At 54.7% G+C, this 16,403-nt stretch carries 18 protein-coding genes; 10 read left to right on the forward strand and 8 right to left on the reverse strand.

Annotated features, from left to right (window positions below; translation table 11 throughout):
• Positions 1 to 189: 189 nt before the first annotated feature.
• Entirely contained in the window at positions 190 to 567 is a 378-nt protein-coding gene (locus ACPOL_RS13145) for a hypothetical protein (RefSeq protein WP_114207461.1), read from the reverse strand.
• A gap of 132 nt (positions 568 to 699) precedes the next feature.
• Between ACPOL_RS13145 and ACPOL_RS13150 the strand changes: the two genes are divergently transcribed.
• The 5 genes from ACPOL_RS13150 (at position 700) to ACPOL_RS13170 (ending at position 4,664) form a co-directional block, all read left to right on the forward strand.
• Positions 700 to 1,257: a TetR/AcrR family transcriptional regulator gene (locus tag ACPOL_RS13150; RefSeq protein ID WP_161557328.1), complete on the forward strand. Its 558-nt coding sequence runs from the start codon at positions 700 to 702 to the stop codon at positions 1,255 to 1,257.
• A 145-nt stretch (positions 1,258 to 1,402) separates the two neighbouring features.
• Positions 1,403 to 2,602, forward strand: coding sequence for a macrolide family glycosyltransferase (locus ACPOL_RS13155; protein WP_114207463.1), 1,200 nt, complete (start codon positions 1,403 to 1,405; stop codon positions 2,600 to 2,602).
• Positions 2,603 to 2,935: 333 nt separating this feature from the next.
• Positions 2,936 to 3,301: an NIPSNAP family protein gene (locus ACPOL_RS13160; RefSeq protein WP_201759202.1), complete on the forward strand. Its 366-nt coding sequence runs from the start codon at positions 2,936 to 2,938 to the stop codon at positions 3,299 to 3,301.
• A gap of 79 nt (positions 3,302 to 3,380) precedes the next feature.
• Entirely contained in the window at positions 3,381 to 3,629 is a 249-nt protein-coding gene (locus tag ACPOL_RS13165) for a hypothetical protein (protein WP_114207465.1), read from the forward strand.
• Between the two features lie 102 nt (positions 3,630 to 3,731).
• Positions 3,732 to 4,664, forward strand: a complete 933-nt coding sequence (locus tag ACPOL_RS13170) for an NAD-dependent epimerase/dehydratase family protein (RefSeq protein ID WP_201759204.1) — start codon at positions 3,732 to 3,734, stop codon at positions 4,662 to 4,664.
• Here ACPOL_RS13170 and ACPOL_RS13175 read toward each other — a convergent pair.
• On the reverse strand, positions 4,644 to 5,306 hold the full coding sequence (locus ACPOL_RS13175) for a cupredoxin domain-containing protein (RefSeq protein ID WP_150132994.1): 663 nt from the start codon (positions 5,304 to 5,306) through the stop codon (positions 4,644 to 4,646). The genes ACPOL_RS13170 and ACPOL_RS13175 overlap by 21 nt on opposite strands.
• A gap of 47 nt (positions 5,307 to 5,353) precedes the next feature.
• Here ACPOL_RS13175 and ACPOL_RS36230 point away from each other — a divergent pair, with 47 nt between their 5' ends.
• Positions 5,354 to 5,599, forward strand: coding sequence for an NAD(P)H-binding protein (locus tag ACPOL_RS36230; RefSeq protein ID WP_114207467.1), 246 nt, complete (start codon positions 5,354 to 5,356; stop codon positions 5,597 to 5,599).
• Between the two features lie 524 nt (positions 5,600 to 6,123).
• Here the strand turns inward: ACPOL_RS36230 and ACPOL_RS36235 are convergent.
• Genes ACPOL_RS36235 through ACPOL_RS13195 form a run of 3 tightly spaced genes read right to left on the reverse strand, consistent with a single transcriptional unit; the run spans position 6,124 to position 7,841 of the window.
• Complete coding sequence (locus ACPOL_RS36235; RefSeq protein ID WP_201759205.1) at positions 6,124 to 6,318, reverse strand: SDR family oxidoreductase; 195 nt, start codon at positions 6,316 to 6,318, stop codon at positions 6,124 to 6,126.
• Positions 6,315 to 6,899 carry a short-chain dehydrogenase/reductase gene (locus ACPOL_RS13190; protein ID WP_201759207.1) on the reverse strand — a complete coding sequence of 195 codons (585 nt, stop codon included), beginning with the start codon at positions 6,897 to 6,899 and terminating at the stop codon, positions 6,315 to 6,317. The genes ACPOL_RS36235 and ACPOL_RS13190 overlap by 4 nt, the downstream gene beginning before the upstream one ends.
• An 18-nt stretch (positions 6,900 to 6,917) precedes the next feature.
• Complete coding sequence (locus ACPOL_RS13195) at positions 6,918 to 7,841, reverse strand: SDR family NAD(P)-dependent oxidoreductase (protein WP_114207469.1); 924 nt, start codon at positions 7,839 to 7,841, stop codon at positions 6,918 to 6,920.
• A gap of 99 nt (positions 7,842 to 7,940) precedes the next feature.
• Between ACPOL_RS13195 and ACPOL_RS34745 the strand changes: the two genes are divergently transcribed.
• Both ACPOL_RS34745 and ACPOL_RS13205 read left to right on the forward strand, forming a co-directional pair.
• The gene (locus ACPOL_RS34745; protein WP_161557329.1) at positions 7,941 to 8,531 is read left to right on the forward strand and encodes a TetR/AcrR family transcriptional regulator; all 591 of its coding nucleotides are present in this window, start codon (positions 7,941 to 7,943) and stop codon (positions 8,529 to 8,531) included.
• A gap of 2 nt (positions 8,532 to 8,533) precedes the next feature.
• A complete protein-coding gene (locus ACPOL_RS13205; RefSeq protein WP_114207471.1) occupies positions 8,534 to 9,259 on the forward strand; it encodes a hypothetical protein in 726 nt (241 codons plus the stop codon).
• Between the two features lie 92 nt (positions 9,260 to 9,351).
• Here ACPOL_RS13205 and ACPOL_RS35490 read toward each other — a convergent pair whose 3' ends face one another.
• From ACPOL_RS35490 to ACPOL_RS13220, 3 genes are all read right to left on the reverse strand, one after another.
• The gene (locus tag ACPOL_RS35490) at positions 9,352 to 9,846 is read right to left on the reverse strand and encodes a glycoside hydrolase domain-containing protein (RefSeq protein ID WP_114207472.1); all 495 of its coding nucleotides are present in this window, start codon (positions 9,844 to 9,846) and stop codon (positions 9,352 to 9,354) included.
• Positions 9,846 to 11,543 (reverse strand): glycoside hydrolase domain-containing protein, encoded by a 1,698-nt coding sequence (locus tag ACPOL_RS13215; protein WP_275066515.1) that lies wholly within the window; start codon positions 11,541 to 11,543, stop codon positions 9,846 to 9,848. The genes ACPOL_RS35490 and ACPOL_RS13215 overlap by 1 nt, the downstream gene beginning before the upstream one ends.
• A 444-nt stretch (positions 11,544 to 11,987) precedes the next feature.
• The gene (locus ACPOL_RS13220; RefSeq protein WP_236657453.1) at positions 11,988 to 13,643 is read right to left on the reverse strand and encodes an alpha-amylase family glycosyl hydrolase; all 1,656 of its coding nucleotides are present in this window, start codon (positions 13,641 to 13,643) and stop codon (positions 11,988 to 11,990) included.
• A 415-nt stretch (positions 13,644 to 14,058) separates the two neighbouring features.
• Here ACPOL_RS13220 and ACPOL_RS13225 point away from each other — a divergent pair, with 415 nt between their 5' ends.
• Both ACPOL_RS13225 and ACPOL_RS13230 read left to right on the forward strand, forming a co-directional pair.
• On the forward strand, positions 14,059 to 14,439 hold the full coding sequence (locus tag ACPOL_RS13225; RefSeq protein WP_114207475.1) for a DoxX family protein: 381 nt from the start codon (positions 14,059 to 14,061) through the stop codon (positions 14,437 to 14,439).
• 78 nt (positions 14,440 to 14,517) lie between these two features.
• Complete coding sequence (locus ACPOL_RS13230) at positions 14,518 to 16,056, forward strand: FAD-dependent monooxygenase (RefSeq protein ID WP_114207476.1); 1,539 nt, start codon at positions 14,518 to 14,520, stop codon at positions 16,054 to 16,056.
• The last annotated feature ends 347 nt before the right edge of the window (positions 16,057 to 16,403 follow it).

Genomic DNA, 16,403 nt, shown 5'->3' on the forward strand with positions numbered 1-16,403 from the left:
TCCCACAGGTCAGCTATAGCTCACTTAAGCAGGTAAGGAGCTGGCGACATGAACCTCTTCTCAAGAGCATTTATGAATTGTCGCCAACTCGCGCAACACGATAAAACGCCCGCACGCAGCAAGGGGCAGTCAAAGCGAGTGGCTCGTTCCACACTGCGGTAATATGCCCCGGCGCCGACCGAGGATTCTCTAAGCAGCCAGAGGAGTCTCGGTTTTCTTGTACGCCGCAAGGAAGAAGCCCAAGAGCACTGCGTCGGGAAAAGCGGTGACGGCTTCCTGCGTGTTGACCATTTTCAGGCCGAGCAGGATGACGACGGCGAGAACGAAACCAAGCTTCTCCAGCACCGCCGCAATCATAATCGGGCGGTATCTGACGGGGTCAGTAGAGAGGATGTAGAAAAGCACCTGCCACGCGAGAGTAACTCCTAGCCAACCGAAGTAGAAGTGCGGGTGCGACAGTGCGGGTGGATCTTGGCGACCGATAAAATTGTAGAGGAAGAACATGGGGGCAATAACAACGAATCCCCAGATAGCAGCAATCCGAAACGTAAGTTTGGCGAACGTCATCTCTTCACCTCATCTTTTGCGATAAACTGAGTATACTCATAAATGAGGTGACTCATCAACAAGCTGAAGACTACTCCGACCCTCTCGCGTCGCGAACGCGGCAAAGCAGAAAAGCGCAGACGGATCATTGACGTGAGTGCTGACCTTTTCTCGAGGAACGGCTATGAGCAAACAACTGTTCAGCAGGTCGCCGATGCCGCAGACATTGCCGTCGGAACGCTATTCCTGTATGTACGCGATAAGAGTGATCTGCTGTTGCTGATCTTCACAGAGCGCCTGGAACAACTCATTGTTGATAGCGCGTCCCAGCTTCGCTCCGGGAGAATCCGTAAGTCTGTACTTGCTTACTTCGGGGCGTTTCTGGAACTGTACGAAGCCGATTCGGAACTGTCACGCCACTTCTGGCGCGAGTTTCTCGCCGGAAAGCAAGAGTCGAGGGACAAGGTAAATGTAGTAGCGGCGGCCATGATCGCAGCGTTGCAGGAGCGTCTTGCACTGGCGCGGCAGAAGTCCGAGGTCGGCGAACACGTTGATCCTAAGATGGCCGCCCTTCATCTGTATGCCCTGTTTCATGCCACGATCTCGTTCCATCTCGTGGGCTGTGCGCCATTTCACTCTTCGCAAAAGACGTTATCGGCGTTACTAGATTCCTTTTGGAAAGGCTTGGGAAAGGCTACAACTGGCAGCTAATGCTTGGCGTGGCAGCAGCCTCTTCTTCCTGTGACCGAGCAAGGGTTTCCAAACCGCATCGCTCGGTTCGAAGCCACCGAACCGCCTAATCAAATAACCGGAACGAGAACTGTTTGTCGCGTACGAACTGGGAAGGATATTTCATATGCCATTGATTGCGTTCTTCAATCTTCCTGCTCAGGGACATCTCAATCCAACAGTTCCCATCGTCGAGGAACTCGTTCGCCAAGGGATCGATGTTCACTATTTCATCGGCGAGAAGTACCGGCAGGACATAGAGCGAGCAGGAGCCACATTTCATCCGCTTCCGCCGTTGAAGCGATTAGGAGGAGGTTCGCCTCAAGCGGTGCCTGCACCGGACGACCGGCAAATCGCTCTGATGCCCTTCGCCATGGGACACCAGGCACCGCAGGTCATCCCCAAACTGGTCGAAGAACTCCAAGCACTTCGGCCTGATTGCATCGTTTACAACACGCTAAGCCTGTGGCCGCGTTTAGCCGCCAACATTCTCGATCTACCAGCGATAGGCTTTCGTCCATTTCACGCGCCTCGTGCTTCAAGACGCGTGGGTCCCCCGTTCTCCACGGAGAGATTAGCGAGACTTGCGGCTGCGACGGACCAAGGATTGTCGTCTCTCATGACCTCCTATGGAAAGTCCGCTTTGGGGTTGAACGATCTTGTCTCGCAAGAAGACGACCGGACACTGATGTTCATTGTGAAAGAGCTTCAACACGATGCGGGATCCTTCGATGATCGATTCCTGTTTGTAGGGCCTTGTCTTGTTAAGCGCCAGAATGAGTCGTGGCCATTTGCAGAAAGCGACATGCGCCGTAGTCGCGTTTACATATCGCTGGGAACCATGAGAAATGACGACCCCGAGTTTTATCGCGATTGCTTTTCGGGGTTTCGAGCAGAAGAGTGGGAAGCTGTTATGTCGGTCGGCAATCACATCGATCTGAACCTTCTGGAGCCGGTCCCCAAAAACTTTATAGTAGCCCGAAGCGTGCGACAGACTGCGATTCTGCCGCACGCAGACGTGTTCGTTACCCATGGAGGTTTGAATAGTGTTATGGAGAGCCTTGCTTGTGGCGTACCGATGGTCCTGGTGCCTTCTATTAAAGAGCAGAGGCTCACGGCAGACCGTGTACAGGCTCTGGGATGTGGAGTAGTGGTAGAACGGGAAGCGATTACAGCAGAATCCTTGTTGCAGAATGCATCGGCAATCGCGGGTAATGAGGATGTCAGAGGTCGGGTCAGCCAGATGCAGGACAACATCGCGAGAGCCGGCGGGTATAAGGGAGCGGCCGAAGCAATCATCGATTATGCGACTCGAAAATCGTCGTGACTCCCATTTCGAGGCTCCGTCCAGACCTCGCCGGGTATCCTGGCTTGTTCCAATGTGCTATGAGCTTTTTCTCGTGGCGAGCCCCATTCAATCAGGAACGAGTATTGTTCGATTTGAATCATTTGAGAAGCGTGCACAACTGGCGATCTCCGAGTATTTAGCATTCAAGGCTTCGCCGATCCCAATATCTTAAAGTGCGTAGAGTAATGCCGATCTTGAAGCTTTCGCCGTCTAGAGATGCTCCCGGAGTGCAAGCGACCGGCTTCAAGGGAATACGGCGTCTTGTTCTTGGCCTTCGTAGAATCAAAAGAAACAGATCTCAGGAGCGTTCGAGTGAGTGACGGCAATCCAATAACGTGCCAGGTACGATACACGCTTGATCTGGGCAAGCGGAATGACTTCGTGAAGTATGCCCAAATGTGGATCAAACTGGTGAACCGCTACGGCGGAACCCATCACGGATACTTCATGCCCCGCACTACTCCTGAAGGCCTTGGCGTGAGTTTCCCGGAGCTGGCCTATGACAGCCCCTCAGACGTGGCCGTAGCCCTGTTTACATTTCCAAGTGAAGCTGCCTTTCGAGCTTATCGCGAGGATGTCAAAACTGATCCCGAGTGTGGCGCCGCTGAAGCCCTGATGCGGGACACGGGCTGCTTTCTCAAGTACGAAAGGCTGTTCCTGGAACGGATTGAAAGGTGATAGAAAGACTTCGCCGAGTCCCACCCCTTCACCATTGCTGACGGTCAGAATAAGCAAGGAATAGCTTGCTGCGCTCCACATGACTCGCAGCGAGCTCCGTAACGACCTCGGAACGTCGACCTGCCGCGCAGCCGGCGAGCTGGGGCCAGAGGCTAAGCGGGATGAGGGCCGGGAGAAACCGAAGGGGGCCCGCGCTTATTGCGAGCCTTCCAGAGACAAAACGACCCCGGATAAATCCGGGCCAGAGTGGATCCATTTAGGCGGCTTTCAGGATGAGCAGAACATTGCTGTCCCCGTAATTGCGGCCCTTGCCGGCAAGCACAATTAACCAGCGGAACCTGAATCCTCTCTTGCGCCGCATAATCTATCAAGATTGCAGATAAGTAAGAGGAGGCACGCGATAACAAACGCAACGCGAACTGCCCTCGTAGTGGGCGCCACGAGGGGTATCGGAGCCGAAACAGCGATCGCGCTCGCCCACCACGGATGGAACATCCGCGCGCTTGCAAGAAACGGATGCCCCAAAGACTCCGCTGACTCGTATGAGTGGGTCAAGGGGAATGCCCTTGACCGGGATTCCGTAGTGATGGCCGCGAAGGGCGTCGACGCCATCGTGCACGCTGTCAATCCTGCCGGATATCGCAAATGGGCAAAGCTTGTACTGCCGATGGTCGACAACACCATCGCCGCGGCTCAAGCCAGCGGCGCCCGCGTCCTGCTGCCAGGGACGATTTATAACTTCGGTGCAGGCGCATTCCCTGACCTCCGCGAAGACTCACCGCAACAGGCCGAAACGCACAAAGGAAAAATCCGGATCGCTCTCGAACAGAAGCTCGAAGCTGCTGGGCGGGAGGGCGTGCGTGCTCTCATTGTGCGTTTCGGCGACTTCTTCGGACCGAGGACCGGCAATAGCTGGTTTTCCCAAGCGCTCGTTAAACCCAACCGGCCTGTGACAAGCATCCTGAATCCTGGAGTTAAAGGCATCGGCCATGCTTGGTGTTACCTGCCCGACGCCGGAGAGGCATTCGCTCAGTTGATGGACCGCGCAGAGGAACTTGCGACATTCGAGAGCTTCCATTTTCGGGGACATTGGGATGAAGATGGCACTCAAATGATAATGGCGATCCGCCGAGCTTGTGACAACCAAAACATCCCCGTGAAAACCTTACCATGGTGGCTCCTCCGGCTAGCGTCTCCGTTCAACGAAACCATGCGCGAACTGTATGCAACTCGGCCACTGTGGGCCGCGCCCATCAAACTGGACAACACGAAGCTGTTGCGCTTTCTCGGCAAGGAACCTCATACGCCGTTGCTGAAGGCCGTGGAAACTACGCTGCGCGGTCTAAGGTGCATTGTGGGATGAGCTTGAAATGTCATGGCGGCACGCTTCCTTACTTCGCGGCGCCGGATCCTCCGCGACGCTGCAGAGGAACCTTGATAACGAAGACCCCGTCCAAGGTCCGTAGGAAAAGTCGAACAAACGAGTTGTAACGGCATCGTGGGGATCCGAGCGCTCGAAATCAGACAGCTTCTCAGGGATTGAACTATCGTCCTTTTCTCGCCGAACAACGTCGAATCGCATGATGTCTGCGCCGTTATCAGTCGCCTGTTTGTTTCTTAGAGTGATACTAGTTCCGATGTTGTATTGCGAAAAGTCCACGATGATATCGAATTTCTCAGCGGGAGCGATCGGCAGAGAGCGATGCGGCACTGGTTTCTCCAACAGTCCTCCGTCGCTGCCGATTTGCAGCAAAACAGGGCCGTCCTTCGGACTAGGTTCGAGCGAGAGTTCCAAATTTCTCGCGTTTGAGGCGTTGAGAATACGGAGACGATATCGAGTGTTGAACACTTCAAGCCGAGGCCACGGCGCACCGTTGACGAGCATCACGTCTCCAAGCACACCCCCCATATATTCATGGCTGACTCCTAGATGTCCCGCCAGAGACGAGTCAATCGATGGATAAAGCAGTGACCCGTCTGCATCGAAGGAACGATCACAAATCATGAGCGCGATCTCTTTCTCACCGGCCGGCAAAGCTACTCTTCCCGACTGTGGTAACCGACTCGGCTGCGTTGGAAGGTATCTTCCAAAAGAGCGATCTCGACTGGACAATCGTCCGTCCCCCGCAGCTCACTGACACACCGTTCACCGGGAATTACCGGGTACGGCTTGGGCATCTTCCTCGCATGGGATTCAAGATTGGGCGGCCTGACGTGGCGGAATACTTCGTACAAGCGGCCGCAGATCCCCCTCATTCGGAAAGTAGTTGGTCTGAGCAACTAGCGATATCTCTCTAATATTTCCGACAGGTATCGATTCTTGCGCATCATGGCGACGCCATCGAGACCGCGCCGACGTGAACCTGTGTTCAGCTACGCCCTCCCTGCCTAGCTCCTACGTGGTTGCGGCGCAGATGGTGACACAAAGGTTGCCAGCGATTTGTACCCGCATACATGCGGGAAATGCCTCACAAGAAGAAATACCAACAACTGCCACTCCCTATTTCGGCTTCGTGCTAGGAACGGACCGAAGTCGGCTTTTTCCGAGGCACTTCGTCGACAATCTGTATTTCGATTTGTCCTGACCGGTCGCAACTGGGGCAGGTCACGATGCCGGTAGTGATTACTCTCATGTCCAAATCCGCCAGGTTGATGACGCGTCCGCAGCCTGGACAAACATGCACACTCTCCCAATTTGGTCTGACGATTTCGTCTTCGGCATCCGATTTCATCATCTACCCTCGAATCCCGGGCGCACTAAGGGCGGTATCCGAGCAAGCAGCCTAACCTCGCCGTGGTTAGCGAACTGAGGCAGAGAAGTTTCAAAATCCCCTTGCACAGAGCCCGCCATCAATCGTGTAAATCACGCCACTCGTGTATGCAGACCGATCGGACGCGAGGAATGCCATGGCATCCCCGATTTCTTTGGGCGATGCTGCGCGTTTCAGAGGAAAGCGCTCGGTAAACTCGGTAAAGCGAGCCTCATCGCCAAACCGGCTTTTCCCTAGCCCCTTCATGAGCGAAAGAGTTCGATCGGTCTCCACAGGACCTGGATTACGCCGACGACGCGCACGCCATCTTCTAAACTTCGTCCACCCAGCGCTTTGGTCAACGCCATCAAGGCTGCGTTTGCCGAACTGCCGACAACGTAATCGAAATCCGGTCTCTCTCCCGAAGCTCCGATGTCATTGATGATGACCCCCGCACCGCGGGCCTTCATCCGAGCGTAGATCAGACGGGTCAAATTGATATACCCAAACACCTTTAAGTCCCAGGACTTGCGCCACAGGGTGTCGGATACATTCACGATAGACCCGACAGGAATATCTCCCGCATTGTTGATTAGTATGTCGATCTCGCCAGCCTCATTCGCGAGCCGTTGGACATCGCTGGTAAGCGACAGGTCTACGACGTGAATGACAACTTTAATGCCGAATTGGCCGCGTATCCTGTCTGCGGCCTCTTCCAGTTCGCTTTTGTCTCGCGCGGCGAGGTGTACATGGCAACCTTCCTCTGCAAACGACTCTGCCGCTGCCAATCCGATGCCTCTTGAGCCACCAGTGATGAGGACACGTTTTCCGTTGAGATGTAAATCCACAAGAACACTCCCTTCAAGCTAACGTTGTTGAAGTGGTGTCGCCTCAGAGCGGACTAGCTGCTCTGCCGCCGGTCGCAAAGCTTTGCTGATTCCCAAAGACGACATCAGCAACGAATCGCGAAGATTGATAGGCAAGTGGCTCAGGAACGCCAATTGGGAGGCTCCCTTGCCGACGAGAATCCGCGGTTTGGGGCCACCGCTGCGGGTAAGACCATCGACAACCGCATCAACGACGACTTTCGGTTGATCCATTCCGGCTTTAGCGAAGGCCGCACGCATTGCGTCTATGGCAGGTTTATAAACCTTGATGAGTTCGCTGGGCTGGCTCTTGAAGCCTTCTGTCTGAAGGGCGGCAGAAGTATTCCAAATTCCTGTCCCGATTCCGCCTGGCTCGACGAGCCCCACCTTGATTCCGAAAGGCGCCAACTCCATTCGCATCGCGTCCGTCAGAGAAGCGAGTGCAGCTTTTGACGCCGCGATGGGCCCAAAGAAGGGTGCTGTTGTTCGCGCGGAGACGGCGCCAATATTGATAACTCGGCCCGCTTTGCGGCGAAGCGAGGGAATCAGGGCGCGAGTTACCGCGAAGGGACCTACGACATTCACTTCGAACTGCAGTCGGAAGTGATCAACCGGAATTAATTCCAGCGGACCATCAACGATGATGCCCGCGCAGTTGACGAGAGCCGCCAAGCCTGCCGGGCTCGCAGCCTCAATCTGACGTCGCATGGTTGCGACGCTTGCATCATCGGTCACATCGAGCAAAACTGGTGTTATCGATTTATGGCGGAGTGCGTCAATTGCAGATGCTGAAGCTTCGCTTCTGACCCCCGCAAACACATTCCATCCAGTCTCGGCCAGCCTTCGTACGACGCCCAGACCGATGCCGCCATTCGCTCCTGTGACGAGGACGCTTCCCCGCTTCTCCTGATCTGCCTTTGCCATTTTCGATTCTCCTCAAGTTTGGCCGCACTATAGCGGTGCTATAGTGGCGAGTGTATAGCAGTGCTATAGTCAATGCAAGTCGAAAGGAGCCTGGTGAAGATGGCCGCCAAATTAGGCACAGAGGAGTCAATCCTGGCTTGTGCCTCGGAGATTCTTGAGCGGGATGGTCCCGCAGGTGTAACCACAAGGGCAGTGTGTACTGCCGCAGGCATAACCGCACCTACGCTCTACCACCATTTCGGCGACAAAGACGGTCTGTTGAATGAGATCGTGTCACGCGGAGTGCGGCAGTTCACCGACCAAAAGCGCAACATTCAGGCATCGAAGGACGCCTTTGAGGATCTCCAACGCGGTTGGCACATGTTTCTCGAGTTCTCTCTCAGCAGACCATGGCTATTCCGGCTCATGATCGAGCGTGCTAATCAAAACCCGGAACTTGTCCGCGAAGTCCATTCCATAACGCGAACACGCCTTGCACGATTGGACGTGGAAGGGAGGCTGACGACGGACGTTGATTTTGCCGCCCAGGTTGTCCTCGCTTCATCGAATGGGGTGATGGGGCTGTTCATGCAGGGTGCTTCCCGCAAGGAGATCGAGGCGACAGGCGCATTCATGTTTGCGGCAATCACAAACCAACTGATCAGACCGCTGAATGGTGCGAAGAAGCCAAAGCAAGATCGGAAGAGCTAGGGATGCGAACGGTTAATTTTCTGAAGAAATCTACGACCCTTGTCGCCCTGAGCTTGGGGGCAGTTGCGGCTCACGGGCAAATCGATCAATCCGTTGCGCAAGCCTACTTCGATGAGGCGAGAGATCTTAGCACCGCTGAAGGTGGTTTGCACTGGGGCCGCTCCCTCTACTGCCCGCTGATCTTCGCAGACCCGATTACTCAGACTCACGTTGCAAACGAGAAGGAGCCGACGAGCAAAAGCCCTGAGACGCTGGGATATGCCAATGCGGCAATTGAGGAATCAATGGGAACCTCGTATCAGAAGGGGTGGGTCATGCTTCGCGGGAAGAAGTGGTACGGATACTTTCGGCGAACGGTGATCGATCCAAAGACTAACGAACCTAAACCAGCCATCACTCAGAAGTCGATCAGTCAGGCCGCCATCGAGGAGACACTACGCACTTTCAGCGGAACGAAAGGCGCACTCGGCTCTCTGGGCGTCTATCGGGCTGCTTTCAAGGCCATCGAGCAAACCACGCCTCTGAAAGAGAACAAGGTGAAGATACCCATCCTCGCCATCGGAGGCGAAAAGGGCCTTGGAGCCAAGGTTGCGCAGATGCTCGAAGCCGTGGCTGAGATGTCACCGGAAAGATTATCGACTCCTGCGGGCATCCATACCGGAAGAGCAGCCAGCGGAGTTCTGCCGGTTTTTCCAAGAATTCGCTGGAAAGGTGTAGCCCGTGGCTGAGTTCGGTCGTTCATGCGCATTTGAAAGCCACAGAAGCTGTCGATGTAATCCGACACTCGTTCGAGCGATCAGTGCCAGGTTTTCAGTCCTGTCTACCTAGTTCTAGTATCTGGAAGGTCACCGAGGCTCTGAGTTCCCCAACTGAGATTCGGCGTAGGTCCCATCTCAAAGACAAGGCTCCCTCCGGCAGTCATATCGACCTGTCTAAAGCGTGGAACGTTAAGCGGCTTGCCATTTAGTTTTGCCGACTGGATATACTTATTCACGTCAGACACGTGGTTGGCCCGGATTGTAAACACTCCGGGTTGTTTACCCGGCAACTTGACCGTCACCTCCGGGAAAAGCGGACTTCCTATCTCGTAATATTCACTTGCGAGATCAACTTGCAGATAACCAAGCGCGCTGGTCACATACCAACCCGTAAGGTCCCCATAATCGTCCATGCCGCAGAGTCCGGCGGGAATCGGACGGTACAACTCCTTCTGAATTCTTCGAACGAGTGCTTGAGTCTTCCAAGGTTCTCCAACATCGTTGTAGAGATAGGGGATGTGTCGATACTGCTCGTTCCCATGGAAATATAAGCCTATTACTCTGTCAGGTCACGCAGCGGCAGCTTAGGGTTGTAGGTGCCGGCAAAGAATGTGTCCAGCTTTGCAGCGAATTGGCGAGGACCACCAAGCAAGTTGATGAGTCCGGGGATGTCCGCCGTGTTGAACCACAGGTAGTTCCACGCATTGCCCTCTCGATATATGTCTTCCGCGTGAGGTTCCACCGGATCTAGTGGAAGGATCCACGCCCCGTCTGCACGACGTGGTGCGAAGAACCCCAGCGATGTGTTGTAGAGCCCTTTATAGCTTTGCGAACGCTTAAGGAAGAACTCAGAATCAGTATCATTGCCAGTCAGCTTAGCCAGCTCGGAGAGAGCGCGATCGTCGACAGATAGGCCTATAGAGCGATTGACGTAATCGTTCACCCCAGAGTCGGCAGGTATGTACCCGTAGTGTCGATAAGCTTGTCCTGCAGCACCCCCTCCGCTCATCGCCTGATTGCGCAGGTCCTGATACGCAGCCTTTGCGTCGATGTCACGAAGTCCCATTTTGTATAGACCCACTAGGCTCGATACGTTTCCTGACCCCCAATATCCCCCGCCCCAGTGCCATCCCCAAAATCCTTTCTTACTTGCTACCCGGTGCGATACCCAATCGTCACCTCGAGCGAGAAGCATTCCATTGGCATCGTAGAACGGGAACCAGGAGTACTTGGGGCCCGCTGCCATGCGATACACTGCGGTGTAGAAATTCGTTCGATCACCCTCAGATCCTCCTGTAACTATCATCCGATCCAGGATCTGGCTCCAGAGTGTCCTGGCCTGTTCTTTAGTGGCATCGAAGTCTGTTCCGCGCGGTATCTCCTTCTTCAGATTGGCCGCGGCATCGGCCAGGCTTATGGTGGACGTGCCTAGTTTGACAAGAATCGGCTCCTTCGCCGTGGCGTTGAAGGTGACGTAAGCTCCGACCGGAGTTCCAGTCACCTCAGAAGAATTGTTGGCCAAGATGCCATTCTTCCAGGTTCCCGAAGACGAGAAGTCCCTACTGAACTCCGCACGAAAATAAACGGTACTGCTTCCGCCTGTTTGAAAGCCTTCGATTGTGTGCGTGTCTACTACAGACACAGAGGCATTTGAAACTGCCGGACGTGAATTACCCAGGTCAATGAGAATATTGGCCTGCCGAGAATCAGGAAATGTGTAGCGGTGAACGGCACAGTGCGCCGTTGCGGTCAGTTCAACTTTTATGCCATAGGTTGTCAGGAATACGGAATAGTATCCTGCTGATGCTTTCTCACTTTGCGGGTCTCGGGCCGATCTATATCCCGAAGACGGATCGGTTCGGCTGCCAGGGTTAGTCTTTACGGATCCGACAGTCGGCATGAACAGCAGCCTGTTTTCGTCACTGTACTCGCCGTTCATTTGCGTGAAGCCCATGATGGTCGCGTCATCAAAACGGTAGCCTGATCCGCGCACGTGATATCCGCCATCGAAACCGGTTACTGGACCAACACAAAGATACCCCGCTGGATCCGGAACCATGGCGCATGGGTTCACGGTTCCGGAATATAGCTCCTCGCCCGGTGCAGGATTACGACCCAGATGCTCCTTGTCGGTGATCGGGGCAGTACCGATGAGCGTATTCACATAGTCTACGGGCAGCCGCTGTGCGAGTGTCTGCTGGGCAACAACTAGCATGAGACACGCAACTGGCAGAAAATTGGTTCGCCATCGCATGTTCACCTCTGCTGTGAACAAGCGTCCTCTAAGAAATCCACGCTTATGTTCCACTTTGCTGAATCCACTCATAGTGACTGTGTCTCCTTGTCCTTCGTGCTGCCATAGATCCATCATCTGAACAGTTGAGCCGATTTCATCTCACAAACACGCACCTCGCAATTGTCACGTGCATCGGGAAATCTCCCGTGGGCTAGGGCGCGTCTGCAAACCTGCTATAGCTGCGCGACGGCCATTAAGTGCGGAGCGACCGCGATCTCAGACTCACTCGATCGAATGCCACGAAATTGGGAAACCTCCGAGAGCATCTGTTGACACCAGGACACGCAAAAATCCCCTCCATTAAGGGCATTTGAGCAATCCACTTCTGATTTTGGACGGACCGGGCTCAAACCTCCCGGCACAATGACCTGATCGCCGAAATGCTCTTCGATAGAGATGATTTCATAGAAGCAAGACTATTCCTTCATTCGGGCGCAGCGTCTCAAATACATCAACCCTCCCCTCCCCGTCGAGATAGGAGGTCAGCAACACTTGCGCGTTGACTGGCGGAATCGCCTGTTTAGAATCTGTCAGGTTCAGGTAAACCTGGATCGTCTTTCCCTCGTTCTGCTCCGGGTATGCCCGATGATACGAGAGAACGCCATTTGCCGATTGCACCTGTTTAATCGCGCCCTCGCTCAACGCAGGGTGTTCGCGCCGCAGCACGAGAAGCTGCCGATACAGGCTGAGAAATGAGGCGCGGTCTGAAGCCTCGTGCTCTACCGTAAATTCTGCTGTGTTATCGACAAACGGCAGCCAGGGGTGTTCCGCAGTTGTGAATCCGAAACCTGGCCCGCTATCCCACGGCATGGGAGAACGCTCGGGGTCGCGTCCCATGCCGATGCCGGGCTGGTTCTTCTCGGCTGGATCCCGGACCTGCCCGGGAGCGATATGGGCGTTCGGGAGCCCGAGTTCGTCTCCGTAATACATCGTCGGCGTGCCGCGCAGGGTGAGCAGAAGAACTGCCGCAACACGCGCCTGGGCGGGTCCAAGGCGGCTGGCCATGCGAGGTTGGTCGTGATTACCTAAGACCCAATTAGGCCAAGCGCCACTCGGCAGCAGCAACTCGTAGCTGGTGATGAGCTGAGCAATGCGGTCTGCGTTCCATTCGGTCTCGATCAGGTGCAAGTTGAAGGGCATGTCGGCACCGTCGAGAGTGTCCGGACGTCCGTAGTAAGCGACCAGCTCTTGAAGCGGAAGGTAGATCTCTCCGATGAGAACGCGCTCCGCGTAGGTATCGCAGAGGGCGCGCATCTCGGCCACGATTTTATGGGTTTCGGGCTGGTCTGCGGTGTAGCGGGGCAGCACGGACCACGATGTGGACTGGCCCGGCTTCCAATCGGGATTGGGCGGGTTGTCGCGGAATTGATCGTCTTTGATGAGGAGCCAAAGCACGTCCATGCGGAAGCCATCGACACCCTTGTCGAGCCAGAACGCCATCGAGTTGTAAATCGCTTTGCGCACCTCGGGATTGCGCCAATTGAGATCTGGCTGCTCCTTCAGGAAAGAATGGTAGTAATACTGCCCGGTGGCTTGATCGAAGGTCCACGCTGGACCGCCGAACTGGCTCATCCAGTTGTTGGGCGGACCTCCGTTGGGACCAGGATCGCGCCATAGATACCAGTCGCGTTTGAGATCGGTCCGGCTGGAGCGCGCGGCCAGAAACCAGGGGTGCTCACTCGAGGTGTGATTTGGAACGAAGTCGAGGATGACCTTGAGATTGCGGCCGTGGGCCGCGGCCAGCAGAGAATCAAAATCGGCGAGCGTGCCGAAGAGTGGATCGACACCGCGATAGTCTGCTACGTCATAGCCAAAGTCGGCCATGGGTGAGGGATAGAACGGGGATATCCAGATGGCAGCGATGCCGAGAGATGCAAGATAGTCGAGGCGACGCTCAATGCCTCGGAGATCGCCGACCCCATCGTTCGTGGTGTCTTGAAAGGAGCGGGGATAGATTTGGTAAATGATGCCATCACGCCACCACAGTACCGGGTTAGTCATAGGAGTTTTGGATACAGCCGCCCCCGCGACGGATTCCTGCAAGCTATTCAGAGGCACGATTATTAGCTCCTTTCTAAGTTTCGAAAAGATGGACTTGCGTTACGTCGTTGCCTACCGACGGCCCGGAGCCGCAAGTCAACGCCATTTGAGACTGCTTGACTGACGTCGTGAGCTCCCTCCGTTTCGAGTTTGGCAAATCATAACCGCTGGTATCATTATAGCTAGTCGAGGTGAGTGGTCCTTTCAGACTTGACGTTTCGGACTGCGGTATTGCTCCCTGCTGCGCCCACGACGCCTCTGGAAGAAAGCCCACAGATGGTTGTGAAGCGAACAAGCAAGAATGTCGGATGCATCGCTTTCCTGTCGGAAAGTGCTTTTAGCAGAAATGCCTGTCCGTCCAGCACTTCATCCAGTGGGAGTCGACGTCCTTCTGTGAGAGCCAGAACTTGTCGTCAGTAGTAAGGAGAGAAAGATGATGAATGCTCATCAGCTTTACACAGTGGCGCGGTGTCTTGTTGCGCTTATGTTTCTAATGTCGGCCGTTGGAAAAGCCAGTAGTTGGCAGGAGACCTCCGGGCTCATGCGGAAGCATCACATACCTTTTGCGACAGTGAGCCTAGTCGCTTCCTTTGTTTTAGAGGTGGTAGGAGGAATCTTTCTCGCGCTGGGACTGTTTATGGTTCCTCTCACTTGGCTACTGATCATTTATGTTCTTGCCGCTACGGTCTCTTTTCCATTACAGGACCTTATGACAAACAACGGACGGGCGCAAGGACTGCAACTGCTTGGATCCAACCTGGCCATAGTCGGCGGTCTAATCGCTCTCGTCGCTTGTGCAATCACAGGTATCTAGAGGCTCCTGCAACAACGTCAGGTCTCTCGAAACCCCCAACCAGCCGTAGTGGATTCCAAGCACACCAGAGGTAAAGCAATGACTGACAAGACAGGCGTCCTAATCGTGGGCGGAGGTCCAGTCGGACTTTCAGCCGCACTTTTCTTACAAAAGTACAAGATTCCTTTCATCTTGATCGAGAAAGATGAGAGCGAATCGATCCTTCCTCGTGCGCGTGGTTGGCATGTCCGGACTTTAGAAATTCTCCGGCAGGTGGGTTTGGAAGATGCCGTCCAGGCTGCAGGCAAAGCTGCGTGGGAACAAGGCGGATTTGGTGGTGCGCGTCGCGGGCGCACCATGCTTAGCTCCGAAGCGCTGAATATGCCCTCGAGGGAAGCCATGATGGCTATGATGGGAAACGATCCGTCACCATCTTCGTTCTGTCCCTGCCCGCAAAGTCTTCTTGACCCAGTTCTGAGACAGGCGCTAAAGGACCGCGGCGCAGACCTTCGTTACGGCTGTGCGCTTAAACGACTCACTCAGGACGATGCAGGCGTTCTGGCCCACGTTAACAATATGCAAGGGGTCGAACTTACCATCTCTGCTCAGTACCTGATCGGGGCGGATGGTGGTCGTAGTTTCGTGCGTCGAGAGCTCGGCATCACGAACAGCCAGACAGCCGTCGAGACACACTACCTAAACATATTCTTCAGGGCCGACCTGAAAGAAGCGGTCAGCAACCGCACCTTCAGCCAATGCGAGATAGCTAACGAAAAGGTACGCGGAATCTTTCTCTCAAAGAACAACACTACGGAATGGTCATTTCACCTGGAGTACGACCCAATCTCCTCAAGCCCCATCGAGCAACCTGACACCCAGATCATCGAGTTGCTACGGTCGGCAATAGGCGAAGAGAACTTACCTATTGAAATCCTTGCCAAAACGACGTGGAGCACCGGCGTCCGCGTCGCACATTCCTTTCGTGCTGGTCGCGTTTTTCTGGCTGGAGATGCCGCACACACGATGCCCCCATGGGGCGGGCTGAATGGGAATACTGGTGTTGCCGACGCACACAACCTTGTATGGAAGCTCGCGGCTGTCATGCAGGAAGGTGCCGATCCCATGCTGCTTGACACGTATGAGGAAGAGCGTCGTCCGGTGGCAATTCGCAACGGAAAACAGGCATCGTTGCGATCCGACTTTGATGCCCGATTCGAAATTCGAACTGAATCAAATCAGGAAGCGTTTCGCCAGCTACAGAATCTTGGCACGTTGCAATTGAAGTACAAATACAGCGCCGCGTCGCAGGAGGAGACTGGTAATGGAACTGTGGAGCAGCTCGCCGGCCAGCCAGGAACGAGGTTTCCTCATGCCTGGATCACACTGGAAGGTGAGCGAATGTCCACTTTGGACCTTTTCGGCAAGGGGTACGTGCTTCTCCAGGGACCCACCTCCACGTTATCGGCTCAGCAGGTTCTTGGGCCCGCCATCACTCGCACAAAGGCCTATAAGGTCGGGACGGACTTCAGTTTCTGTGATGAGAACGTAACCTGGTCTACTCTGACCGCTCAAGCCGGACAGGAAGATATATTGGTTCGGCCTGATGGGTTCGTGGCGTATGGCTTGCAGACACCATAGATCCCCGATCGTCGCGGTTGTCGTCATCTACAGCTACTCACCAGATCGGTAAATTAGAGTCGACCTACAGTGCCGAGCGTACAACTTCCACATAATTGGCGGAACAGGTCACTGCGCATCCATGCTTGTTCGAAAACACGATTCCGTGGACGCCTTGATCGGAGTTCAGCGCGGCCCCTTCCAAGTCTGAGGCAGCTCGACTGTTGTCGGGAGCTTCTTTGTTCAGATTTAAACCAATCATAACGGCTGGTATCATTATAGCTGCACGGTGTGATGAAAACGATGGACATCGACCGTCAACGCGGCCGGTCGAAAATGGAGAGTGCTTTTTGTCAAGTACCGATTCT

The organism is Acidisarcina polymorpha (assembly GCF_003330725.1).
Classification (GTDB): Bacteria; Acidobacteriota; Terriglobia; order Terriglobales; family Acidobacteriaceae; genus Acidisarcina; species Acidisarcina polymorpha.